The sequence below is a fragment of the Paraburkholderia dioscoreae genome, from assembly GCF_902459535.1.
Taxonomy (GTDB): domain Bacteria; phylum Pseudomonadota; class Gammaproteobacteria; order Burkholderiales; family Burkholderiaceae; genus Paraburkholderia; species Paraburkholderia dioscoreae.
Window position 1 is genome coordinate 1,151,978 of sequence record NZ_LR699553.1, and the last position, 22,672, is coordinate 1,174,649.

Here is a 22,672-nt window from a genome sequence, read left to right on the forward strand (position 1 = left end):
CGGCACTGGGCAAAGCGGGTGCGCTCGTCGTCGAACGGGGCCGCCAATCGTTTGCTTTTGCGCTTTGGAGCTACTACCCTGATTTCGTGAAGGCGTCTTATTGGGCGCCGAAAGTCCGCAATTCGAGTGGAGGCAAAAATGGGGTTGGGAACGCAAGAAGCATCAGAGTGGCCAGAAACAGAAATCGGCGCCTTTCAAGAAGCGATATGGAAGCATGCTTTGAGCGGACGGGATGTCGGGACAAGACATCTTGAACCGCGTGCAATGCGGTTCGGCCAATGCTTTGCAGGGCGCCAGACCAACGAGCGCAACGCGGCGGCAAGCGTATTGGCAGCCGCGACCGGTATCCGGTTGAGTGAGGCGAGCGCGTTCTTGGGGCACCGGTCAAGTGAAGTAGCCGCTTCATACTTGCGGGTCACACTGGATAAAACGAGTGGCGCGGTGCAAGACGGGCGTAAGAGTGACCGGCAGGAATTGCAGCAATGGCTTTCGCGAGCGATGTTCGAAGCCGAGCCGGCTTTAGACATTCAAAATCCGTATCTCGGGCCAGTTGCGCTGAATCGTCAACAGGGGACCTCTGAGGCTTCACCGCTCACACGCGTCTACGCCGATATGGGTCGAACGGATGCCTTGCTAGCACATCTGGCGAGCCTAGACGCGCAACTGACCAAGGATAAGTAGTTTTGCTTCATAGGGGATAGACTGCGCCGGCGTAGCAAGCCGTCGGGGTTCGCACTCGCGCGCTTTACCGACCCCTCTGATTGATTTCGCAGTTCCCTGAAGACTTTTTCCGTATCGGCGACAATGCTGGTTGTCGCCGCCGCAGGCGGGAATGTCGTTCAGGAGCGAAGCCAGGTGAGCAGCAAGGTCGAAATTCACGTCGTGGACTCAATTTCGGAAGTCGACGCGGGCGAGTGGAACGCGCTCTCCGATGGCAATCCATTCGTACAGTACGAATTCCTTTCCGCGATGCACGAGACCGGCTGTGCGTCTGCGCATACCGGCTGGCAGCCCTTTTTTCTGCTGATGAAGAGGGGCGCTGACCTGGCCGGCGCGATGCCGCTCTACCTGAAATCACATTCGCGCGGGGAGTACGTCTTCGACCACGCGTGGGCGGATGCCTTCAAACGGCACGGCCTGCGCTATTACCCCAAGCTGCTGTCAGCGGTCCCGTTCTCGCCCGTAACGGGACCGCGGCTACTGGCGCCGACCCATGCAGACCGGGTCTTGCTGGCAAGGGGAGCTATTCAACTTGCGCAGCAGATGGACGTGTCATCGCTGCACGTGCTGTTTCCCCATGAGGCGGACCTTGAGGCGTTGACGGATGCTGGGTACATGCTCCGGGAGGGGGTCCAGTTTCACTGGGAAAATTTCAACTACGAAAGCTTCGACGACTTTTTGTCGAAGATGAGCCACGACAAGCGCAAGAAGGTAAAGCAAGACCGCCGCCGGGTTTTGGACGCCGGGGTGACGTTCAGCTGGCTACGCGGTGCGGACGTGGATGCGGATGCGCTGGATTTCTTCTACTCCTGCTACGAGAACACCTACAGGGAGCACTGGAACCCGCCATACCTGACCCGCGACTTTTTCGACCAGGTCCATGCCACCATGCCCGATGCGCTAATGCTGGTAGTCGCCGAGGTTGACGGCAACAGACTCGCCTGCGCGTTGAACGTCGTCGATGGCGACACGATGTACGGGCGCTATTGGGGGACCAAGGAGTTTGTCTCCGGCCTGCACTTCGAGACCTGTTACATGCAGGGCATCGAGTATTGCATCGTCAACGGCCTCGCGAGCTTCGAAGGTGGTGCGCAAGGTGTTCACAAGATGTCGCGTGGACTGCTTCCCACGCCTACGTGGTCAGCGCACTGGATTGCAGACAAGAGGTTTGCTCATGCCATCAGTGAGTTCCTCGACCAGGAAACGGCAGCGATGGATGAGCACATCGGGGAATTGGAAGCACATACGCCGTTCAAGCGACGTACTGATTGACGTAGTCTCAAAGAAGACGGACATATCGTGAGCTCGGACGAAGTGTTTATCGTTGCTCCGCTCTAGACGGACAATTCGTTGATTCGCTGGATGAGTGCAGAATTTTTCGCCCGTTCTTCTGCTATCAAAAGTTGAAGCTCCACGATGTCGTCATGCTGACGCTCTTCGACCGTCCGGAGGCTTGCCTTCTTGGTCGCACGTACGTATGCGCGCTGCGCTTCGCGGGTAGCATGGCCGAGTACTCGCGCAATTTCGTCAACTACATCGTCTAGAGCCAGAGACCTGCCCTCCCGAGTACGACGCTCGATGATTTCCTCTGCAATTTTTTGAGCCTTGTAGCGCCTGAATGAATGATAAGCAGCACGTTTTGGACGGCCCAATTCCCTCAGCGCCGCCGAAAAAATTCCAGATACCGACCGTGGTCTTAAAGGCTTGCCTTCGTTCGCACTGAGGAATATTCGGTACTGCGCCTGCTCTTCACTAATGCCGAGAGCCTGCATATGTTTCGTGCGGCTGGTCGAAATGTAGTTTTTGATAAAGTGCGCTAGCGGCCACGGCATGGAAAACGAAAACTGATATCCAATTTTTTGGTCTGGAGGACAGACTTCGAACGCGTCGGAGTTTTTCTGTGCATCAAAAGCCTTATCCGAAAATTGCTCTGTTCTCAGCGAATTGCTGCTGCCGACGCGCCAGCCTTCGTACTCCCCTAACCGAAGAAAGAGAACGTTGCGTTCGGCGGCGAAGAGTCCATGCTTTTCGCGAAAAATCTCCTCGACTTGTCGAATGTCTTCGTCGGTCGCCCAATATTGACTCTCGTCTATGCGTGCATTTTCACCAATCCCACGGTAACAGAGCGGGTAATTCAGTTTGCTCGAATTTTGTTGGTCCACGTCGCACGGCAGAGCTGAGGTAACCCGACAATTTCTTGGTCCGATTGTCCGCTTTGGAATTCGTCGGTTTTCCTGACACCAGGCGAGCATGTCATATACATGGCGAAGTTTAATGTTGGTGGTCCTCGCAGCAGGATGCTCCCGGCCATGTCCGCTCGGATGTACTAGAGTCTTGTTAAAGGCGTCATTTCGAAACATCAATAGGAGCTTCTGGTCGACATTTGTCAGCCTCCGGCGCCGCTTCTGCAAAAAGTCGCAAAAAGCTGTCACTGCATATGTCGCGGCCTGCGTCTCCGACCATGCACGTTTGGGGTCAAATCGCTCTGCGCTCGTTTGGACGATGCTATGCAAATAAGAAGTAAAGGGTTCGAGGAGTCTGCCTTCCTGGTCGCGCAGACTCGGGTACCGCAACCCTTTGACGTTTGACCAAATCAGAAGGAGGCCGCTACTGATATTCATATGCTCACTCCGAGGTGCTGCGCGCCACGCTCGCTGCAATCAGCATACTACGGAATCCGGCAATCGAGGCGCCTGGCGGCGGCTCTCGGAACTCCTTATCGAACTCGAACTCTGGACGTTGTTCACTGACGACTAGCACCCCTCTCCGGGCGTGAGAGATGGCCCGCGACATTAACAGTTGCGCCTGTGTTCGGTCGTGGTCACTGGCGAGGGCGATGACGGCATAGTCGACGCAGCCAAGGAAGGGGGCCCGCAACGGTACGGCGTATGAAAGGGCACAATTCGACAGATGTTCGGGAGTGACCGTCACCGTCCCAACATTTCCTACATCAATCGTCTCATACGCGATGTCACCATGTGATGGATGAAAGTATGAGGCGTTGTCGCTCGTCGAAAGCACACCTCGCGTGCCGGCAATTAATCCACGCTCAAGGTCAGACCTCAACATCACTATTGGGTCGCCGTCAGAGGCGGATTGCAGATTCTGTATCTTGACGACGTGCGTACGCTCGCCTTGCATTGCGCGCAATTCGGCTGTCTCGTTGTGAAACTGCATATTCCATCTTATAGCTTCAGCAGCGTGTGTCGTGAACAGGACCGCTGAGCCAAAGTGCGCGCACTCACGGAAGGCGGCGGCGGTCGCGGACGCTTCGCGAGCTGGCGGTGTTTCGAGCCAGTAGATAGACGTCGGCCGCACGCGAGGGACGAAGGTCGAAGCTTGGACGCCGATGTGCTTGAAGTCTGGCTTGCCCACAATAATGTCCGGCTTAGCAAAAGATGCCAGCGACTCGAGCGATAGAACGTTACTGACTCCAAGGTCTGCGAAGACAGAGAGTCCGTCGGTTTGAGCAGGATAGCCGTGTGCTCGCCCGAGCATTCTGATTCGGGAAGCGTTGCGCAACCGGTGCAGCAGCTTGTTCAGTGTAACAAAGCTCAATTGGTCGGCATCGTGAACAATGACGTCAGCGCCCTCACACGATAAATGTGGCTCCGCATCCCGAAGCACGTCGCTTGCTGCAGCGGCAACATGTGCCAACCGCGCGATGAGGCTCGTGGTCTCACTGTCCGCGACTCCAAGAATATGGACTACACAACGATGGCTCTGAGCAAGAATCAAAATTGCAGAATCGATAGTAAGAGAGGGTGCGCTGATGATTTCAACAGATTGAGCCTGTTTTTCGGGTACGGCAACCAAAGCTCGCGTTGTGACGAGCGATGCGCACAGCGCGCGCTGAATAATTTCGACCCCTGCGGAGTGAAGGTGTCGTGTACCTCTTTCAATTGCAACATAAGCGACCTTAGCCGCGACCGCTTTCTTTATCGCCGCAGTGGCTGCAGATTTACTACCGAGACGGACTGAGAGGCGGTCGATGACATACGAATATGGAACTGAAACTCTGCCGCGACGCTGCATGTCAAGGAGAAGATGGTTGCAAGCAGCAATAAGACGAACTTCCGGAGGAGTTTTCGTACTCAATGTAGAAGCTAACCGCTCGAGGTCGTTCCATTTTAGAAAAGGGGCTAGCCGGTACGGATTATCAAGAATCAGCCCATACGCCGAGACACCGAAGAGGTTGTGGAGTTTTGTCGCAACCCTCGGATGAATCCAGTAAGGTGCTAGCAAATCATTGATTTGCGCCAGCGACCAGTAGCGTGACCAGCCTTCAACCAGCGCTTTGCACTTTTCTCTCCGGATTCCGTGGACTCGCAACATTTCAACGTCTCCAAGGTCGAGTGCTTCAACCAATGACGTACCGTGTCCCCTCCGTAGATTACGCGCATCTCGTACGGTCAGCGCGCCGAACAGTCCGGTTTTCCCGAGAAAATGAACCAAACCCAGGCCACTCGGCTTGCACCGCGTAGCCTCGATTGCTTTGAATTGTCGACCGTATACAGGGCTTTCAAACCAGTGGCCTTTAATGTTCCACGATTCGCCAATTATCGGTCGCTCCAGGAAAAGCGGGGCGTCGGCAACGACCACTACGACGCCTGTGCGTTTTGTTCCAATAAATTGGGACAATTCGAGCGCAGAAATTGCGCCTCCGAAGGCTCCATGGGAGAGCAGTCGAACGATATTTCCCCTACAATTTTTTAGCTCGGTCATTGCGCCTCAGCTTACAACGATGCCAAAGTTCTCAAGGTATTGCAGTACATAGACCCGTCGTTCGGAGTCGCTCAATTTGAGGGCAAGGTCCGAGTTTTCGAGACGCAATCGCTCCGTCTCGTTAGCTGAATCAGGTATTTTTTTTAAGTTCGTGGTGGCTGTGGTGGCGTAAAGGAGAACGCTAGCATCGAGCTGTTTAAAGATTTTTTTTAGTGCAGAGTTCGTTCGAATCGTGGACGGAGGAATCCCTACTTGTTCACACACGCGAGAGCGCGCGACTTTTCCGAATTGATTGAGCGGAATTTGGTCGGGCGTCATTTGCTTGACCCAGATGCGCAGCCGTTCCGCATTGTTTCGTCCGCGCTCTTGTGTTGAGCTACGATTCTTTAGTCGCTTCATCATTTTCTAGTTCTCGATTTCAAGGGAGTCAGCTTCCTTAGCGTTTTCGTGAGCTCAGAAATCTTGGCTTCGAGCTCTGCTTTCTCTTCTTTCCACTGAACCCTGTTTCGTTTGTGCGCGTCCTTTTCATCTCGCAATTTTTTAACAGCATCGTGTCGTTGCATTGTTAGTTCGACCACATCGCATTCCTGTCTGCAAATTAATTTTTCTAACCGAGAAATTTCCTGACTTTGTCGTTCAATTGTCAGAGACTTATTCGAATTCTCAATCTGACTGACGGAGTTGGATTTCAGTTTGGATAGCGTCTGTTCGATTTCGTCGTTTAGCGTGGAGTGATACGTTTGGGAGAGGGTTGTGCGGCTGCAGCGGTGCAGGGAGCCAAGTTGTTCCCGAACGGAACGACAATTTTGGCTTCCATCCCATAGTGCGAATGCCTTGATGTATGTTGGAAAGTAGTCCAACACTTTTTCGTCGTTTTCATCTAGGCAAGTTTGACCTGTTAAGTCGTCAGTTTTCCATGGGATTCCATCACACGACCACAATTGCAATATCTTAAGCTTGTCTTCGATGTGCTTCGTCGCGAGGATTCTCGCTGGTGAGTTCGAGGGCAGACCAGTGTCACTCACGGGAATCTCCTTGGAATGTTTGGACCCATGTGACCTCTAGAAGTCTAAACTGAGCTCGCGTTTCCTCGCTCAGAGTGCGCTCCAGTGAAATCAGGTCTGCGAGCCTCTTTGCATGGGACGCATGCCTCGCTCGAATTGCCGGAGGTAGTTGAAAGTCCTCAGATTTAGCGAGCGATGCCTCCACGTCTGCACCCAATACGGCGAGATTATTTTCGTTGTTTAGGTTGTGGATGCACCTGTGACATTTTTCGGGGGAAGCGTCTTCCTTATGAAGTTCGCCCTCCCTGAAGCAATTCCCCATTTTTTTCGTGTGAGTTGGATTTCGGGCCATGCAAATGCAGTGTGGTAAGGGGTCGGCTTCGTAGCCTCGGTGCTGAAGGATGTCAGTAACAACTTTGGATTTGTCCCTGACGTCCGCAAGTCGAAAGGAGGCCGAAGCCGATAGGCGCTTGGCAAGGCGCAATACCAATCGTGGGAAAAATCCGCCAGCTGTTGACCCGTCGAACATCTCCTTCACTTTTTCCGCGAGGTAGGCGGTACGTCCCTCGACTATCGACTGTTGCACACTGGCGGCTTCGGCTTTTCTTCTCGCAAGGGCTACTCGAACCTTCGGTGTGGTCTTTCCGTTGGGAGCATCGGTGTAGTACGGTAGGGTCTGGTCTGGAGAGTAGTGGCGATGCTGGCGTGAGAGCGCTAGTAATTCTGCACAGTCGTATCGATGCATAAACAGACAAGAGAACATACGCCGATACGGGAGCAGTCGATGAGCGAACTTCGAATAGTCGACGTTCGCCAGCCGGAAGAACTCCTTTAGGCTCTGTCGCAAGCCAAATTCAAAACGCTGCCCTCGCAAGCCAAGTACTGTGAGAGGGCGACTGGTGAAAAGCTTGTGGCGCCGCCCCTCCTCTCTATCGGACGGGACCATTACTGGGGGCGCATCCAACCCGCGCAGTTCATGGTAGATGTCGATAAGGAATGAAACCGCATCAGCGACGAGGTCATTGCAGGGGAAGTCATCGTAATCTTGAATGGTCTTTTCGACGTAGAACTCTATTGACCACTCCTCAAAACCGTTGCCGATACTCCGGAGAGAACTTAGTGATAGACCGTACGGAACTCCGTGACCGATGACCTCGTTCGACCGACGACCATGGTTTGATGCGATAAGCACAAACATTGCACTCTGCGCGGTCGTAACCAAACCGGAAAGAGACTCAACACCCTGCGCTAGTCCGATGCTTTGATAAGGAAAGAGACCGTCGACATTCAGATGGGCGTAGCAGGCAGCCACGTGCGCTGCGACTCTTTGGTTGATTGCCTCTGGGCCGACAGAAGGCGAATCCTTCATCGACTTCACGAGCACTTCGCGAGCAGCTGAGAGAAGCTCCACGAAGGCTTCTCGCCGGTCGTATAACCATTTGATGCTCTCGTTCAGCAGCTTGAGATAGTCAATGGTTTCGATGTCGGCAGAACGTTGTGGCGCGTAGGGAGCGAGACGTTCAGCTTGAGCAGTTACCCCAGGGCACGGTAGGAAATTAAGACAATCCGCGCCGTCCGTATGTGCCGCCAAGTAGTTGAGCGCGTACATGGTCTTTGCAAGCTCAGAGTAGCGCTCTGGCGCCTTGCGCCGACCAACCTTTTTCGGAGGACGTCGTCTGTCGCCGGAGAGGAGTCTTACCCGGCGTCGAAACCAAAGCGGATACCCGACCCACGGTCGAGGAATTCCTATCGTTTGTTCAACCTTGTCTAAATTTAGGGTGTACTCGGCAAGATGGCCTGCGCCCGTGAACTCTGCGGCAAGACCGGGGGTGTCCTTCATTCGTTGCAAGAGAAGAACCAAACTACGACCGTGATGGAGCACTCGCTCCCAGGATTGAACCGATAATCTAATTATCAGGCGGTCGACTGCTGGCGGCGTAACGTCGTGTAGGTTGTAGAAACCGTTGCGCAACATCCAAATGAAAATGCGAGTTAGCGTCCGCACAAGGGGGCCGACGGCGCTGGCGACCTCGCCTTTGTGATGCTTCGAGACGCATTGATTGACGGCGTACTTGACAACGTCTTTAAGATTTCGAAAGTGCGTTAAGGGGACGGGGCCCTCGTATATGCCCACACCACCGCAATCGAGCCAGATTGCGCGAAGGTCGACTCGAATTATCTTAGGGTCCCGTGCACTATGATGGGCTACGTTGATGCGCAGAACGTCTTCCTCCCAATCCGAAAGGTATCTGCTATGTTTTCGTATGCTCGACCAATTGGACCTGCCTTGGCCCACCTCGGACGGCTGTAAGGCCGCGTTTAGGTCAACGTCGACCATAGGGTCTCGGTGACTGACGTCGCAGGCGAACCCATCAGAATCGGGTTTGCCGCTATCCGTTGAGCGGGTTTGCGACGAAGGGCCATGGTTCACGATACTTCTCCTCAAGTTGCATCAACAATGCGGAGTGAGTGCTTCCCCGGATAACATTCCGAAGGGCTACGCAGGTAACGATTCGCGGGAGATGACGTTTGATAAAGCGCTCAGGCGAGGCCGTCGAAAGTTCGCCAAAGTTGTCGCGATAGAAGGCGTATTGCGCTGCGCAATGATGAATCTCGATTACTCCAATTTCCAGCTTCATTTCGCCGCTGGCGTCTAGCCACTTATCGATGAGTGATTGCTCGCCTTCGCTTTGAAACGGGCTAATCGGAAAAAGGAGGTCTTTGTCAATAAAATCATTGGAAATATTTTTGGATATTAAGATGTCTTCTCGGCCACAAGAGAAAAGAATGGACGCTTGTAGCTTTTTCATGAATCTCAATATATTCGCGTCGCAAAGTGCATTGATGATGCTGGACCGAAGATAATCGCTTGTCGTTGCTAGACTTCTGTGTCGGAGGAGAGCATTTGCTAAATGTATTCCACCATTGGGCCGCAAATATGCAGCGTGCGCTCCAATGGTTCGAATGTCTTTGAGGGATAGCCGAGGAAGATTATGGTGTTTGCAAAATTCGAGAATCGCTGTATCCTGAACCGCATAAACAAAAATAGATTCAGAATGCTTGCCGAGTCTCAAGGATGAAAAAAGGTGCGCTTTTTCAATTTCAGTAAATATTTTTATGCGCTCTTGATTTGCCAATAGCAGTTTTAATGCCCTTACTGCTTCGCTGTCTGTAATTTCAACATCTTCAGATTCGCGGGCCAGGATTTCAAGTTCGGCTTCAAGCGAATCGTCTTGTTCTAATTTGAAATCTTGAGGCTGATTTCCTCTGCCTTTCAACCCAGTCAGATGAAAGCCGGATTTTGTTGTTTGGATGTCGGCGCGGGTCAGTGAGTAGAGTGTGTCAGCGTTCCAGGTGCTTTCTAGCGTGAGTAGTATCGAGCAGGCGGTAACGGCTAGTCGTGGCAAATAGTAATCTGAAAGTGCTGCAGCCAGCAGTTCATGAGACGATTTGGTAGTTGCTACGAGAGGGTAGAGCGCTGTTATCCCCGACAGTCGAAGAGTTCGCGCGGTTAGATTGTTATAGATTTGAAAACGCTCTATGGCGTCACATATTATCCACAATCTATCTTCCTCGGTCATTTTTTCATAAACTTCTTTCTTCATGCACGGAATATTTCCGCGCTCTAAGGACTTCTTTGAACGTTTATCCAGTGCAGGGGCGTTCCGATACTTTGTTTCCAAAAGAAGTCGTACGAGTGATTCGTGTGCGTCTAGAGTTTCTTTGCATTTTGAAATAAGCAAGGCTTTCGTTTTTTCAATTTTTTTGTATGCATTTTTGTTTCTCTCTTCAATGCTATTGAAGTCTTGTTGAGAAATAGGCGTCCGGAGGTCTGCATCTGTACTGTCCGGTACGTGAAATTCGCTCCATAGAGATATGACTCCGCGAGGTGGTATTGGGAAGCGGGAGGAGAATTTGAAATTACTAATATATCGATTGTCTTTAAGGGGGAGGTTGCAATTCTTAAGGATTGAGCGGGCATTAACAGAGTCGGTGTACAGTGATTTGGTATTTCTCCTTGCCAGCACATCTTCAATCAAGCCGAAAATCTCTAATATATCGGCGGAGCCTAGTTCGTGTATTTTGGTACCGAGTAGCTGAGTAAGCTTTAAAGGAAGCGGCGCTAGATTTAGCACGCGGCGCAAGCAGTTCAACGTCGCCCTTCCGATGGGGCATTCTGTTGCGAGCAGTGCTGTCTCGAGTAATCCTCCGCGAGCTATGCCTAATTCGTCGAAGTCGATGAGGACAGGGGCTCGGGCAATGCTGCGTCCGGTGTCGCGCGCTCTGGTCAGCATCAGGACCCCGGTGGGCGTCACGGTGTGCTGAAGTGGTGAGTCGGCGTCGACGTCCATTGCTGACCTATGCGGTTAGTTATTGACCTACCCGGAAAGGCACCTTGGAGCGGCACTGGGTCGCCCGAACGGCGGAGAAGTTGAGAAGTCTTGCCGAACCAGACCGTTTGGAATCCCCCGAGGACGGCGGCACAAAGCCACGTTCAATCAACTGATGGAAGCCGACTGAGCGCACTGGCTTGCGTGTTTCGCAAAGACCGGTGCATGTCCAAGTGCGTTCGAAGGCATGTATTGAAATATACTTCATATAAATCAACGATTTGCAGTCGCTCGCTCGGTTGGTCACGCCTTACTATAGTACATATCTATTCGTACTCGCCGTACGAGTGGCCCTTCAGATACACGGGCGCGGCGGCCACGAGTTTGTCCGTGCGCGGGTCCGTCAGTGTGACGAATTGCGGCGCCCAGCCGGTATCGGCGACCGCGCAGCGGGTCGCATGCAGGGCGCTCAGAAACTCGTGCCGCAGAAACGGCGTGGGTTGCGGCTGCTGCGCGAGAAGGGCGTTCCATTCGGCGGCGTCCACCTCGGAGGGCGACGCCAGAATGCCCGTGCGATAATCAAAGCGTTCCTGGTTCAATCTGTGTGACTGTTCCCAATGAGCGGCGCAGCGCGTTGAGCGCCATGCCGATCGTTTATCCGATTTGTCCATTCCGTCGAGCTAACCAGCCGCGGTACTCGCAAGCCACGTCGGCTTGCCTGTCGATCCTGCCATGAAGACCCGAATCGCTCTTGCCCAAATCAATGTCACCGTCGGCGACTTCGCCGGCAACGTCGAAAAGATTGTCGCCGCCGCCCGCGCCGCGCACAACGATGGTGCGAAGCTGCTGATCGCGCCTGAACTCGCGCTCTCCGGCTATCCGCCCGAAGATCTGCTGCTGCGTCCCGCGTTCTATGCCGCGAGCGCGGCGGCGCTGGCCGACCTCGCTGCGCAACTCAAGCCGTTCACCGGGTTGCATGTCATTGTCGGCCATCCGTTGCGCGATGTGACTCACACCGCGGCGCACGGCCATGGTAATGCAAACGCGCCGATCGAGCGCGGCGTGCCGCCGGTCGATACGTTCAACGCGGCTTCGCTGATCGTCGACGGAGAAGTGCGCGGCACCTATCGCAAGCAGGATCTGCCCAACACCGAGGTGTTCGACGAGAAGCGCTACTTCGCGTCCGACCCGCAGCCGTTCGTGTTCGAACTCGACGGCGTGAAGTACGGCGTGGTGATCTGCGAGGACGCATGGCATGCGTCGGCGGCGCAAATGGCGAAGGCGGCGGGCGCGCAAGTCGTGCTGATTCCGAACGGCTCGCCGTATCACCTGAACAAGGAAGTGGTGCGCTTCGACATTCTGCGCGCGCGGATTCGCGAGACCGGCCTGCCGATGGTCTACGTGAACATGGTCGGCGCGCAGGACGAACTGGTGTTCGACGGCGGCTCGTTCGTGCTCGACGCGCAGGGCGAGCTGGTCGCCAAGATGGCGCAGTTCGAAGAGGCGACCGCGATCGTCGAATTCGAAAACGGCAAGCCGCTGCGCACGGCGATCGCGCCGGATCTCTCGATCGAGGCTCAGGTTTATGCGGCGCTCGTCATGGGCGTGCGCGACTACATCAACAAGAATGGTTTCCCCGGCGCGCTGATCGGCCTCTCGGGCGGCGTGGATTCGGCGCTGGTGCTGGCCGTCGCGTGCGACGCGCTCGGCGCTGACCGCGTGCGCGCGGTGATGATGCCGTCGCGCTACACGGCGGACATTTCCACGACCGACGCCGCCGAGATGGCGCGCCGCGTCGGCGTGCGCTACGACGAAATCGCGATCGCGCCGATGTTCGACGCGTTCCGGGGCTCGCTCGCGGAAGAATTCGCCGGTCGCGCCGAAGACGCCACCGAAGAAAACATTCAGGCACGGATTCGCGGCACCTTGCTGATGGCGCTCTCGAACAAGTTCGGCGCGATCGTGCTGACCACCGGCAACAAGAGCGAAATGGCCGTGGGCTACTGCACGTTGTACGGCGACATGGCCGGCGGCTTCGCGGTCATCAAGGACATTGCGAAGACGCTGGTCTACCGGCTCTGTCACTACCGCAACCAGGCGACCACCTTCGGCAAGCAGGACGTCATTCCCGAACGGATCCTGACGCGCGCGCCGTCGGCGGAACTGCGCGAGAACCAGACCGATCAGGACAGCTTGCCGCCGTACGAAGTGCTCGACGCGATCATGCGCATGTACATGGAAGAGGACCGCTCGCTCGCCGATATCATCGCGGCGGGCTACGCGGTCGAAGACGTCAAACGCGTCACGCGCCTCATCAAGATCAACGAGTACAAACGGCGTCAGGCGCCGATTGGCATTCGCGTCACGCATCGCGCGTTCGGGCGCGACTGGCGTTATCCGATCACGTCGCGCTACACCGAGCCGGTGGAGTGAACTGCGGCGCATCCGCAGCGAATCGCTGCGGACCCAACTGAACCACGCGCCGGATTGCCGCAACGCATCCGGTGCGGCGTAGAATAAAAATCATCCATTTCCCTTTCACTCTTCCAGACACGAGACGAGGTCCGCCATGAAGCGCATCACTGCAGTCATCAAACCGTTCAAACTCGACGAAGTGCGCGAGGCGCTCGCTGAAGTCGGCCTCACGGGGTTGACCGTCACCGAGGTCAAGGGCTTCGGTCGGCAGAAGGGGCATACCGAGCTCTATCGTGGTGCAGAGTACGTGGTCGACTTTCTGCCGAAAGTGAAGATCGAAGTGGTGGTGGCGGATATCCAGTGCGACCAGGTGATCGACGCGATCATCGGCGCGGCACGCACCGGCAAGATCGGCGACGGCAAGATTTTCGTCGCGGACGTGGAGCGCGTGATCCGCATTCGTACCGGCGAAGAAAACGAAGCAGCGGTCTGAAGTACCTGGCTTCGTCATCCTGAAGCAGGGGCGGGTGCCAGAATTTACCGACTGCTCAGACGCACAACGCGGTCCGTGACTGCACCGCCGCGGTGCGCTCGGGCAGTGGCAAAACCGTGCGCTCAAATAAAAAACGGTGCGATACCCTTTCGGACATCGCACCGATACGCGCCTCTCGCAGCAGCGTGAAAAAGATTCTCTTTGAAGAACTTGTGACCAGGCCCCTAAGGAACTCTCCCCAAGGGCCACCGTTCGATTAGAACGAGTGTTGAATGCCTGCGTACACGCCAGTCTGGCTATGACCCGGCAGCGGGTTGTCCGTGCTGGTTGCCGTACCTGCATTGTTCGCGTTCAGGCCGTAGTTAGCCGTCTTGCTGTTTTGCGTCGTCGCGACCTGGATGTCCAGCAGCGTGCGCTTGGACAGGTTGTACGAACCGCCGACCGTGTAGATCGTCGCGTTGCCTGCGCCATTGTTGCCATTCACGTGGTAGACCGCTGCGATCAGCGCTGCAGCCGGCGTTGCTTGCCACGTCACACCGCCCCATTCGTGATCGAGCGTGGTCGGCTGGCCCGGCAGAACGCCCGTTGCACCTGCCGAACGGATAGCCTGGTAAGCGCCCTGAATCTTGAACTGGCCGAGGAACACGTTCACGAACGCCGAGTATTCACGCGATGCCGCGAATACGCCGCTGCCGATGTTGCCCGGATTGACCGCGCTTGCGTTCGGGCCGTACAGCGTACCGTTCGTCGGATTGCGGATTTCGTCGTACATGCCGCGAACCTGGAACAGCGAATTCGTATAGGTGATCTGCGCGCCGGCTTCACGACCTTGCGGAGTGGTGCCGTTGCCGTTCCAGCTCGTTGCATTCGACAGCGCGTATTGGCCGTAGAAGTCAAAGCCTGCGATCTTCGGCGACTGGTACGCGAAGTTGTTGCTCGATTGCGGCCAGTTGCGGCCACGCACCAGCGATGCCGACGACCAGTTGGATTGACCGAACGGGTCGAAGTCCCAATCGCCGTTCGAGATGAAGAGCATGCGGCCCATCGTGAACGTACCGTACTGGTCGTTCGACAGGCCGACAGTTGCCCAACGATTGAAGAGACCGCCGCCGCCAGGGCCTGCACCCGTCATGGTGTTGAAGGAGCCTTCCAACTGGAACAGGACCTTGTTGCCGCCACCGATGTCCTCAACGCCCTTCAAGCCCCACAGGCTGGTACCCCAGTCGCCGCTTTCCGCGCGCCAGCGGTTCGTGCTGCCAGTTGCCTGACCATTCGCACCCACGCCTTGCGGAACGCCCGTCATGTATTCGATACCGGCGTCAAGGCGGCCGTACAGCGTCACGCTGCTTTGGGCGTGCGCAACAACACCGGCTGTCATCAGCGCAGCGGCGAGCAAAGCTTTCTTCATCTTCTCCTCCATACCCTGTCAAAAAGTGAAACCCAGTACTGCGAATGGTGCTCGGCCGCAAGCTGCGCCGAACAGAAATCGGTACCAGGGAGATTAGCGGGTGGATTGGGTCTCCTGCCGTGACGTGTAGCCTTGAGGCTATCTGGTCGCCATGCCGATCCCTCGCCGACCGGTTCTCCTCTGTGCTTTGAAGTGAAACTACTTTTAATCAACTTTGTTTTGCTACTTTGGTTACTAATTTATCAAAAATACCCTTCAGTGGGAGAAGAAATTAGTACCTGCCTCGTTTGATGTCTCCAAATTGCAATAAGAATGTGCGCGACCGCCCGCGGCAACGCGTGCAAAAAACGCGCAAACCCTTATACGACAAGGGAATCACGGTTCGGCGCGAGTAACGTTAAGGATTGCCACTATTGACGCTTAAGATGCGGCAGAGTAAGGCGGAAAGGTGGGGGCTGGAGGGTGGCGGGACACAGTTTTCGCGGCCGAAATCGCCGGAATGTGCAGTTGACCGAAACAAAAAAGGCGCTCGTAAGCGCCTTGTAATACTACTTTGACTACAGCCCAAATAGCGGGTTGTCAGGGGGTCTCTATTTGAGGCTTCCGGAGAGGAATTGCTTGAGTCGTTCGCTCTTCGTGTTCCTGAATACTTCGTCGGGATGGCCTTCTTCTTCCACCCGGCCTTGATGCAGAAACATCACGTGATTCGATACGTTGCGCGCGAATGCCATTTCATGCGTGACGACTATCATCGTGCGGCCTTCTTCGGCGAGCTTCTGCATGACCTTCAGCACTTCGCCGACCAGTTCGGGGTCGAGCGCGGAAGTCGGCTCGTCGAACAGCATCACGTCCGGGTTCATGGCGAGCGCACGGGCAATCGCCACGCGCTGCTGCTGGCCGCCCGACAGATGCGACGGATACTGCTTTTCGAGGCGCGGCGCGAGGCCGACCTTTTCCAGATATTCACGCGCGCGCTCTTCGGCTTCCTTGCGCTTCAGACCCAGCACGTTCACAGGTGCCTCGATGATGTTCTCGAGCACGTTCATATGCGCCCACAGGTTGAAGTGCTGGAACACCATCGACAGCCGGGTGCGCACGCGCTGCAACTGCTTCGGGTCCGACACGCGCAGCGCGCCGTTCTTGCCGATCTGCGTGCGCACTTCTTCACCGTCGACGAAGATGCGCCCTGAGTTCGGCTGTTCGAGAAAGTTGATGCAGCGAAGCATCGTGCTCTTGCCCGAACCGGACGAGCCGATCACGCTGATCACGTCGCCGGCGTTGGCTTTGAGCGAGACGCCTTTGAGAACTTCGTTGTCGCCGTACTGTTTGTGAAGCTCGTCGACGAAGAGCTTCTGCTTCTTGGTGTTCATCAGGATCCTTGGGCGTGCTTACTTGCTGAGGGCGCGGTGCCCCGGGTTACTTGCCTTGCGGCCGCAGGTAAGCGAGCCAGCGGCGCTCGGCGCAGCGGAACAGCCACACGAGCGCGAAAGAGATGCACAGATAGAGCACGGCAGCGATGCCGAATGCATTGAACGACTGATACGTCGCGGAGTTCACGTCGCGCGCAATCTTGAGGATGTCCGGCACGGTCGCGGTAAATGCAACGGTGGTGGCATGCAGCATCAGGATCACTTCATTGCTGTAGTAGGGCAATGCGCGGCGCAATGCCGACGGCAGAATCACGCGCCGGTACAGCGTGAACGACGACATGCCATAAGCGCGTGCCGCTTCGATTTCGCCATACGGCGTCGCCCTGATCGCGCCGGCGAAAATCTCCGTGGTGTACGCGCAGGTGTTCAGCGTGAAGGCGAGCAGCGTGCAATGCATGCCGTCGCGGAAAAACGCGTTGGTGAGTTCGTGATTGCGAATGATCTCGAGGCTGTACAAGCCGGTGTAGCAGAGCAGCAACTGCACATACAGCGGTGTGCCGCGGAAGATATACGTATACAGCCACACCAGGCCGGCGAGCCACTTCTTCTTGGACACGCGCGCTACCGCGAGCGGAATCGACAGGCAGAAGCCGAGCCCGATCGACACCACCAGCAGCCACAGCGTGATCGCGAGGCCGGTGAAGCGGTAGCCGTCGGTATAAAGATAATTGCGCCAGTATTCCTGAATGATCTCGATCATAGATCCGCCTTTCGCACGCCGGTCGAGTAACGCTTGTCGAGGTACATCAGCACGAAGTTGGACACTGTGGTGATGACGAGATAGATCGCCCCTGCGAACAGGGTGAAGAAGAAGAACCGCAGCGTCCCCTTGCCCGCATCCTGCGAGGCCTTGACGACGTCCGCGAGGCCGATGATCGACACCAGCGCCGTGGCCTTGACCATCACCTGCCAGTTATTGCCGATGCCGGGCAGCGCGAAGCGCATCATCTGCGGGAACATCACGCGCGAGAACACCTGCCAGCCGGTCATGCCGTAAGCCGCGCCGGCTTCGAGCTGGCCGCGCGGCACCGCGAGAAACGCGCCGCGGAAGGTCTCGGTGAAGTACGCGCCGTAAATGAAGCCGAGCACCGCGACGCCGGCCACGAACGGATCGATGTCGATCTGGTCCCAGCCGAGCAGATCGGTCAGGTTGTTCAGCCAGATCTGGATGCTATAGAACAGCAGCAGCATCAGCACCAGATCGGGCACGCCGCGCACGAGCGTGGTGTAGACGGTGCCTACGCCGTTCGAGATGCGGTTTTTCGACAGTTTCGCCGCCGCGCCGAGCAGGCCCAGCACGAAAGCGAACGCCAGCGACAACACCGCCAGTTTGACGGTTTGCCAGGTGCCGTTGAGGAGCAGCGGGCCGTAGCCTTGAAGGAACATAGGGGGTCCTTGACGATGTGCTTGCGACACACCGCGAAAGACGCGGCCAACTCTGCGCCGCGTTTGCCGCGAGCTTGTGGCTCGCTGTGACCTGCGGCGCACAGCGCACCGCTGTGCAAATCATGACTGCATGGCCGTTGCCGGTCCTGCAGCGCGCTTTTCGACTCTTGTCGTGAAACTGCTTGTGAATCTACTGCCGACTGTATTACGAAGCCTCGCGAAAGCCCATGCGGGCGAGCCCCCGGTTTCGTGGGCGCCGCGCCCGGTGGCCGGCCGTCGCTATTCTAGGCGGTCAAAATTGTCACGCCGCTCGGGGTTTCCGCTTCGGCGCAAGGCGCGTCCATTCGATGCATCGACGCAGCCTGGCGCCTCTCTGAAACGCGCCACCAATCCATCGCGCTTCCCCGTGACGAGCCCGCCGGCGCGCCTTCGGCGCCCAGGCAATCTCGAAAAGGGCGGTATTTTACCCGAACGTGGACGAGGCGCCAGTCCGGCAGGATTCCAGCGGCAAACTGCCATGCGAGGACGTTGTGCGAGCGCGACGCCGTCGCGTTCCTGCCGGCGCATGACCGCGATTGCGGTGTGATTGCGGTGATTGATGAAACGATCCGGTGCGCCTGTGCCGATTGTCTTGCGCAACCCGTGCCCATACATTCCCTGCATCGCTATTTATTCACCGGGAGCCCCACCATCATGTTCGAGATTCGCCGCTCGCAGGAACGCGGCCGCGCCAACCACGGCTGGCTCGACTCGTATCACAGCTTCTCGTTTGCCGCCTATCGCGATCCCCAGCACGTCCATTTCGGCCCGCTGCGGGTCATCAACGAAGACCGGATTGCCGGCGGCCAGGGCTTCGGCACGCACGGCCATCGCGACATGGAAATCGTCACCTATGTGCTCGAAGGGGCGCTGGCTCACCGTGACAGCATGGGCAACGGCTCGACCATCCGTCCCGGCGACGTGCAGCGCATGAGCGCCGGCACGGGCGTGCAGCACAGCGAGTTCAACGCGTCGCAGGATGAACCCACGCATCTGTTGCAGATCTGGGTGATTCCGCAACGCGCGGGCGACCAGCCGGGCTATGAGGAAAAACGCTTCGACGCCGCCGACAAGCGCGGCCGTTTGCGGGTGATCGCTTCGCCCGATGGCCGCGACGGCTCGGTGACGATCCATGCGGATGCGTCGATTTACGCGGCGCTGATCGACGGCGCGGAAACGGCCACGTTCGCGCTGCCCAAAGGACGGCTCGCGTATGTGCATGTGGCGCGCGGCGCCGTGACGGTAAACGGCGAGGCGCTCCATGCGGGCGACGCCGCCAAACTCAGCGACACGGAGACGGTAAAGCTGGAGAACGGTGAGAACGCTGAAGTGCTGCTGTTCGATCTGGGCCAGCTCAACGGCTAGGCCGGAATTCGCCAGCGACGTGTTTCGTTGTTTCCGAAGGAAAGGTTGAACGCGCAACGAGCACGCCGTGTAACAAAAAAAACGCCACGGAAGGAAACCTCCGTGGCGTTTTTGCATCCGGCAAGGCAGGCGGCCGCGCAAGCTGCCTGCTGCCTGTCCGCGCCGCTTACTGATTGGCAGCCGGCGCCGACGCTGCGCCCTTGCGATGCTCCCAGCGCTCATGCATCTTCTCGTGACGCGACTCCATCTTCGCAAAGCGCTGCTTGAGCGCCGTGCTGACGGTGGTCTTCTGCTGGTCGTTCAGGCCGTTGTAGAACTTGAGCCAGGCGTCCGAAGTCTGCTGACGCAGTTGCGCGTCTTTCTGCTCGACCTGCTGGTGCGCGGCGGCCATTGCGTTCAGATCCAGGATCGGCTGTTGCTGCTCGGCCTTGAACTGGTTCTTGATCTGCTCATGGTTGGCGCGCATGGCCTCATGGTTCTGCTTCATGGTATCCAGCGCGGCTTGCCACTGCTTTTCCTGATCCGCGTTCAGCTTCAGCTGGTCGTGCAGTTGCGTCAGTTGCTTCATGAAGTGGCCGTGCCAGCCGCCGGGGCCGCCGTGCTCGGCGGGTTGTGCGGCATAGGCAGCGCCCGCGCCGATGGCGAGAGCAGTGGCGGCAACGGCGAGAACGCGCGACATCTTTTTGGTGGACATATGAGACTCCCTGTAATGGAATAGCCGACGAAGCAACCGGTTCGAAGTGGGCGGCCTGCATTCGGTAAGACACAGCGTAGAGAACTGCGCCGTTCGCTGTGTTACGTGGCTGGACGCGGCTGTTACGGGACATTACGTGTGGCTTTCACCGTAACACCCGGTAACCCTTGGGGGCCGTTTGAAATCGAAAACCCTTCTCGCTGCGCGTTAAACTTCATCTCATGGCTACTCAAATACTTGTTGTCGACGACGACGTCGAATTGCGCGATCTGCTGCGCGACTATCTGGCCCGCCAGGGTATCGAGGTTTCGGTGCTGCACGACGCGGGCTCGCTCGAGCGCCGCCTCGAACGCGAGCGCCCGGATCTGATCGTGCTCGATCTGATGATGCCGGGTGTCGACGGGCTCACGGCGCTGCGCAAGCTGCGCGCGTCGGGCGACGACATTCCCGTGATCATGCTCACGGCGCGGGCGGACGACGTCGACCGCATTGTCGGGCTGGAACTCGGCGCGGACGACTACCTCGGCAAGCCGTTCAATCCGCGCGAGCTGCTGGCGCGCGTGCAGGCCGTGCTGCGCCGACGCCGCACGCTGCCGTCGGCGGCAGCGCCGGAGCAGCGCGAGCCGTTCAACTTCGGCCGCTTCACGCTGGACTTCCAGTCGCGCACGCTGCATCTGGAAGACAAGCCGCTCACGTTGTCGGGCAGCGAATTCGCATTGCTGAAGATCTTCGTCAATCACCCCATGCGCACGCTCACGCGCGAGCGCCTGCTCGAACTGCTGCACGGTCCGGAGTACGACGGCACCGACCGCGGTATCGACGTACAGGTCTGGCGTTTGCGCCGCATTCTCGAAACCGACCCGTCCACGCCGCGCTTCATTCAAACGGTGCGCGGCCGCGGCTACGTGTTCGTGCCCGACGGCGAACAGCATGCGCCGGCCCATTGATTCGCTGTTCGGGCGGCTGGCGCTGCTAGTCGTCGCGGTATTGCTGCTGTCGCATTTCGCGTGGTACGCGCTCATGCGCCTCGAGCGCAGTCAACTGCAAACGCGCTACGCGGTCGAAGAAGCCACCTTCCTCGTCGACGCGGTGCGCCAGCATGTGGCCCGAACGCCGGATCAGCCGTTGCCGTCACGCGTGAAGCTGGTCGATCCGGCGAGCCCGGAAGTGCCGCCGGAAACCGCTGACATGCCGCCGCCAATGGAGCGTTTCGTCGAAGACGTGCGCGACCGCATGCCGTCCGGCACACAGGTGCGCGTCGGCCTGCCGGGCCGTCCGCCCACGCTCTGGGTGCGCGCCACGTCGGATCGCAGCTGGATCGTCGTGCCGGTGCAGCCGTTGCGCACGCCGCGCTCGCTCGACCGCACGGTGTTGTGGCTTGCCATCATTTTCTCGTTCGCGGTCATGGCGGCGCTCTTTGCCGCGTGGGCGCTGCAGCAGCCATTGCGCTCGCTTGCCCAGGCGGTGGCGCGCTTCGGGCGCGGTCTGCCGGTGCCGCCGGTGCCGGAGCGCGGCCCGCGCGAGTTGCGTCAGTTGACACACGGTTTCAACCAGATGGTCCAGGAAGTGGCGCGCACGGAGAACGACCGCGCCGTGATGCTGGCGGGTGTCGCACACGATCTGAAAACGCCGCTCGCGCGTCTGCGGCTGCGCGCCGAGATGATGGAGGAAGTGAAGATGCGCGACGGCGTGGTGCGCGACGTCGATTCCATGACGCATATCGTCGACCAGTTTCTGGTATTCGCGCACGACGGCGCCGATCGCAGCGAGGCGGTCGAAGTGGACGCGCAGTGCGAGCGGGTGGTGCGCAGTTATCGCGCGGTGGCTTCCGGCACACCTACCGTGCAGACCGAACTCGACGCGGGGCCGGCGTTCCTGTTGCCCGCCGCCACGCTCGACCGGATTCTGTCGAACCTGCTCGACAATGCGCATGCGTACGGCGCGCCGCCAATCGTCGTCGCCACGGCGCGGACCCCGCAAGGCTTCACCTTGTCGGTGAGCGACAGCGGCGGCGGCATTGCGGCTCAGGACCTGATCAACGCCAGCCGGCCGTTCGTGCGGCTCGATCCGGCGCGCGGCGGCAACGGCCATAGCGGCCTCGGGCTCGCCATTGTCGAGCGGCTGGTGCGGCGTGCGGGTGGGGAGTGGGAGATCGGCAACCACGGCGGGCGGGGCTTGCGCGTCTTGATGAGCTTTCCGTTCGACGTGTTGCCGCGCGTCGCGGCCACCTCGGAAAGCGCGTGGTCATGATCGGAGCGCGGCGCCGGCTCCAGCAGTCTGCACCGCGCCCTGAGACCCGGACGCAAGATCCGGCGGCGCGGCCAGGCGGCGGCGCGCTAGTCTGAAAACAGCGTATTTAGCGCATTCGCCGCGTCGCTATCCACGGTATTCCACGTTACCGTTTCGGCTTCGAAAATGTAATGCGTGGTGTATTTGCCGAGACGCGCCAGGATCTCCTCCTGAATCAGTTCCGGCGCCACATCCAGTTTCAGATACCACGCGGTGGACGACAGGCGCGTCTGGAACGCACCATATTCGGCCAGCAGATGGTCGAACGCGTCAGCATCCTGATCGCGACAGACGATGACCAGATTTCCCTTCATGCGAATCTCCGTTAGAGCGGTAGCGGCAACCTTGATATCAGGGTCGATCATACCTGCTT

19 protein-coding genes and 1 pseudogene are annotated in these 22,672 nt (G+C 57.8%); 7 read left to right on the plus strand and 13 right to left on the minus strand.

What is annotated here, in order from left to right; translation table 11 throughout:
- The first annotated feature begins 138 nt into the window (after window positions 1–138).
- Together PDMSB3_RS05180 and PDMSB3_RS05185 are read left to right on the plus strand one after the other, a co-directional pair.
- Window positions 139–681 (plus strand): hypothetical protein, encoded by a 543-nt coding sequence (locus PDMSB3_RS05180; protein ID WP_165185306.1) that lies wholly within the window; start codon window positions 139–141, stop codon window positions 679–681.
- Window positions 682–855: 174 nt separating this feature from the next.
- Window positions 856–1,992, plus strand: coding sequence for a GNAT family N-acetyltransferase (locus PDMSB3_RS05185; protein ID WP_165185309.1), 1,137 nt, complete (start codon window positions 856–858; stop codon window positions 1,990–1,992).
- Window positions 1,993–2,054: 62 nt separating this feature from the next.
- Here PDMSB3_RS05185 and PDMSB3_RS05190 read toward each other — a convergent pair whose 3' ends face one another.
- From PDMSB3_RS05190 to PDMSB3_RS05220, 7 genes and pseudogenes are all read right to left on the minus strand, one after another.
- Window positions 2,055–3,341 carry a hypothetical protein gene (locus tag PDMSB3_RS05190; protein ID WP_165185311.1) on the minus strand — a complete coding sequence of 429 codons (1,287 nt, stop codon included), beginning with the start codon at window positions 3,339–3,341 and terminating at the stop codon, window positions 2,055–2,057.
- Window positions 3,342–3,345: 4 nt separating this feature from the next.
- On the minus strand, window positions 3,346–5,445 hold the full coding sequence (locus PDMSB3_RS05195) for a helix-hairpin-helix domain-containing protein (protein ID WP_165185314.1): 2,100 nt from the start codon (window positions 5,443–5,445) through the stop codon (window positions 3,346–3,348).
- Window positions 5,446–5,451: 6 nt separating this feature from the next.
- Window positions 5,452–5,847: a hypothetical protein gene (locus PDMSB3_RS05200; protein WP_165185317.1), complete on the minus strand. Its 396-nt coding sequence runs from the start codon at window positions 5,845–5,847 to the stop codon at window positions 5,452–5,454.
- Window positions 5,844–6,470 (minus strand): hypothetical protein, encoded by a 627-nt coding sequence (locus tag PDMSB3_RS05205; RefSeq protein WP_165185320.1) that lies wholly within the window; start codon window positions 6,468–6,470, stop codon window positions 5,844–5,846. The genes PDMSB3_RS05200 and PDMSB3_RS05205 overlap by 4 nt, the downstream gene beginning before the upstream one ends.
- Window positions 6,463–8,289 carry a hypothetical protein gene (locus PDMSB3_RS05210; protein WP_165185323.1) on the minus strand — a complete coding sequence of 609 codons (1,827 nt, stop codon included), beginning with the start codon at window positions 8,287–8,289 and terminating at the stop codon, window positions 6,463–6,465. Before PDMSB3_RS05210 ends, PDMSB3_RS05205 begins: the two co-directional genes overlap by 8 nt.
- A 550-nt stretch (window positions 8,290–8,839) precedes the next feature.
- Window positions 8,840–10,801, minus strand: a complete 1,962-nt coding sequence (locus PDMSB3_RS05215; RefSeq protein ID WP_165185326.1) for a hypothetical protein — start codon at window positions 10,799–10,801, stop codon at window positions 8,840–8,842.
- Between the two features lie 311 nt (window positions 10,802–11,112).
- A pseudogene (locus PDMSB3_RS05220) lies at window positions 11,113–11,379 on the minus strand (peptidogalycan biosysnthesis protein); the annotation flags it as partial.
- Window positions 11,380–11,512: 133 nt separating this feature from the next.
- Between PDMSB3_RS05220 and PDMSB3_RS05225 the strand changes: the two are divergent.
- Both PDMSB3_RS05225 and PDMSB3_RS05230 read left to right on the plus strand, forming a co-directional pair.
- The gene (locus PDMSB3_RS05225; protein WP_165185330.1) at window positions 11,513–13,213 is read left to right on the plus strand and encodes an NAD+ synthase; all 1,701 of its coding nucleotides are present in this window, start codon (window positions 11,513–11,515) and stop codon (window positions 13,211–13,213) included.
- 136 nt (window positions 13,214–13,349) lie between these two features.
- A complete protein-coding gene (locus PDMSB3_RS05230) occupies window positions 13,350–13,688 on the plus strand; it encodes a P-II family nitrogen regulator (RefSeq protein ID WP_007175822.1) in 339 nt (112 codons plus the stop codon).
- Window positions 13,689–13,944: 256 nt separating this feature from the next.
- Here the strand turns inward: PDMSB3_RS05230 and PDMSB3_RS05235 are convergent, their stop codons facing one another.
- The 4 genes from PDMSB3_RS05235 to PDMSB3_RS05250 all read right to left on the minus strand — a co-directional run bounded on the left by PDMSB3_RS05235 (window position 13,945) and on the right by PDMSB3_RS05250 (window position 17,912).
- A complete protein-coding gene (locus tag PDMSB3_RS05235) occupies window positions 13,945–15,096 on the minus strand; it encodes a porin (protein ID WP_007175821.1) in 1,152 nt (383 codons plus the stop codon).
- Window positions 15,097–15,686: 590 nt separating this feature from the next.
- A complete protein-coding gene (locus PDMSB3_RS05240) occupies window positions 15,687–16,466 on the minus strand; it encodes an ABC transporter ATP-binding protein (protein ID WP_007175820.1) in 780 nt (259 codons plus the stop codon).
- A 46-nt stretch (window positions 16,467–16,512) separates the two neighbouring features.
- Window positions 16,513–17,226, minus strand: coding sequence for an ABC transporter permease (locus PDMSB3_RS05245; protein ID WP_007175819.1), 714 nt, complete (start codon window positions 17,224–17,226; stop codon window positions 16,513–16,515).
- The gene (locus PDMSB3_RS05250; RefSeq protein WP_007175818.1) at window positions 17,223–17,912 is read right to left on the minus strand and encodes an ABC transporter permease; all 690 of its coding nucleotides are present in this window, start codon (window positions 17,910–17,912) and stop codon (window positions 17,223–17,225) included. Before PDMSB3_RS05250 ends, PDMSB3_RS05245 begins: the two co-directional genes overlap by 4 nt.
- A 693-nt stretch (window positions 17,913–18,605) precedes the next feature.
- Between PDMSB3_RS05250 and PDMSB3_RS05255 the strand changes: the two genes are divergently transcribed.
- Complete coding sequence (locus PDMSB3_RS05255; RefSeq protein WP_165185331.1) at window positions 18,606–19,316, plus strand: pirin family protein; 711 nt, start codon at window positions 18,606–18,608, stop codon at window positions 19,314–19,316.
- Window positions 19,317–19,482: 166 nt separating this feature from the next.
- Here PDMSB3_RS05255 and PDMSB3_RS05260 read toward each other — a convergent pair whose 3' ends face one another.
- Complete coding sequence (locus tag PDMSB3_RS05260) at window positions 19,483–20,010, minus strand: periplasmic heavy metal sensor (RefSeq protein ID WP_165185332.1); 528 nt, start codon at window positions 20,008–20,010, stop codon at window positions 19,483–19,485.
- 221 nt (window positions 20,011–20,231) lie between these two features.
- On the opposite strand from PDMSB3_RS05260, the gene PDMSB3_RS05265 reads away from it, so the two are divergent.
- Entirely contained in the window at window positions 20,232–20,957 is a 726-nt protein-coding gene (locus tag PDMSB3_RS05265; RefSeq protein ID WP_012432166.1) for a response regulator, read from the plus strand.
- A complete protein-coding gene (locus tag PDMSB3_RS05270; protein WP_007175814.1) occupies window positions 20,941–22,260 on the plus strand; it encodes an ATP-binding protein in 1,320 nt (439 codons plus the stop codon). The genes PDMSB3_RS05265 and PDMSB3_RS05270 overlap by 17 nt, the downstream gene beginning before the upstream one ends.
- An 86-nt stretch (window positions 22,261–22,346) precedes the next feature.
- Here PDMSB3_RS05270 and PDMSB3_RS05275 read toward each other — a convergent pair whose 3' ends face one another.
- Window positions 22,347–22,613 (minus strand): double-stranded DNA-specific endonuclease, encoded by a 267-nt coding sequence (locus tag PDMSB3_RS05275; protein ID WP_007175813.1) that lies wholly within the window; start codon window positions 22,611–22,613, stop codon window positions 22,347–22,349.
- Between the last annotated feature and the right edge of the window lie 59 nt (window positions 22,614–22,672).

Coding starts and splice junctions, on each gene's coding strand:
- PDMSB3_RS05270 (WP_007175814.1), top strand. CDS start 20,941: ATGCGCCGGCCCATTGATTCGCTGTTCGGGCGGCTGGCGCTGCTAGTC.
- PDMSB3_RS05200 (WP_165185317.1), bottom strand. CDS start 5,847: ATGATGAAGCGACTAAAGAATCGTAGCTCAACACAAGAGCGCGGACGA.
- PDMSB3_RS05245 (WP_007175819.1), bottom strand. CDS start 17,226: ATGATCGAGATCATTCAGGAATACTGGCGCAATTATCTTTATACCGAC.
- PDMSB3_RS05210 (WP_165185323.1), bottom strand. CDS start 8,289: ATGAAGGACACCCCCGGTCTTGCCGCAGAGTTCACGGGCGCAGGCCAT.
- PDMSB3_RS05215 (WP_165185326.1), bottom strand. CDS start 10,801: ATGGACGTCGACGCCGACTCACCACTTCAGCACACCGTGACGCCCACC.
- PDMSB3_RS05265 (WP_012432166.1), top strand. CDS start 20,232: ATGGCTACTCAAATACTTGTTGTCGACGACGACGTCGAATTGCGCGAT.
- PDMSB3_RS05225 (WP_165185330.1), top strand. CDS start 11,513: ATGAAGACCCGAATCGCTCTTGCCCAAATCAATGTCACCGTCGGCGAC.
- PDMSB3_RS05255 (WP_165185331.1), top strand. CDS start 18,606: ATGTTCGAGATTCGCCGCTCGCAGGAACGCGGCCGCGCCAACCACGGC.
- PDMSB3_RS05275 (WP_007175813.1), bottom strand. CDS start 22,613: ATGAAGGGAAATCTGGTCATCGTCTGTCGCGATCAGGATGCTGACGCG.
- PDMSB3_RS05260 (WP_165185332.1), bottom strand. CDS start 20,010: ATGTCCACCAAAAAGATGTCGCGCGTTCTCGCCGTTGCCGCCACTGCT.
- PDMSB3_RS05235 (WP_007175821.1), bottom strand. CDS start 15,096: ATGAAGAAAGCTTTGCTCGCCGCTGCGCTGATGACAGCCGGTGTTGTT.
- PDMSB3_RS05230 (WP_007175822.1), top strand. CDS start 13,350: ATGAAGCGCATCACTGCAGTCATCAAACCGTTCAAACTCGACGAAGTG.
- PDMSB3_RS05180 (WP_165185306.1), top strand. CDS start 139: ATGGGGTTGGGAACGCAAGAAGCATCAGAGTGGCCAGAAACAGAAATC.
- PDMSB3_RS05190 (WP_165185311.1), bottom strand. CDS start 3,341: ATGAATATCAGTAGCGGCCTCCTTCTGATTTGGTCAAACGTCAAAGGG.
- PDMSB3_RS05195 (WP_165185314.1), bottom strand. CDS start 5,445: ATGACCGAGCTAAAAAATTGTAGGGGAAATATCGTTCGACTGCTCTCC.
- PDMSB3_RS05250 (WP_007175818.1), bottom strand. CDS start 17,912: ATGTTCCTTCAAGGCTACGGCCCGCTGCTCCTCAACGGCACCTGGCAA.
- PDMSB3_RS05240 (WP_007175820.1), bottom strand. CDS start 16,466: ATGAACACCAAGAAGCAGAAGCTCTTCGTCGACGAGCTTCACAAACAG.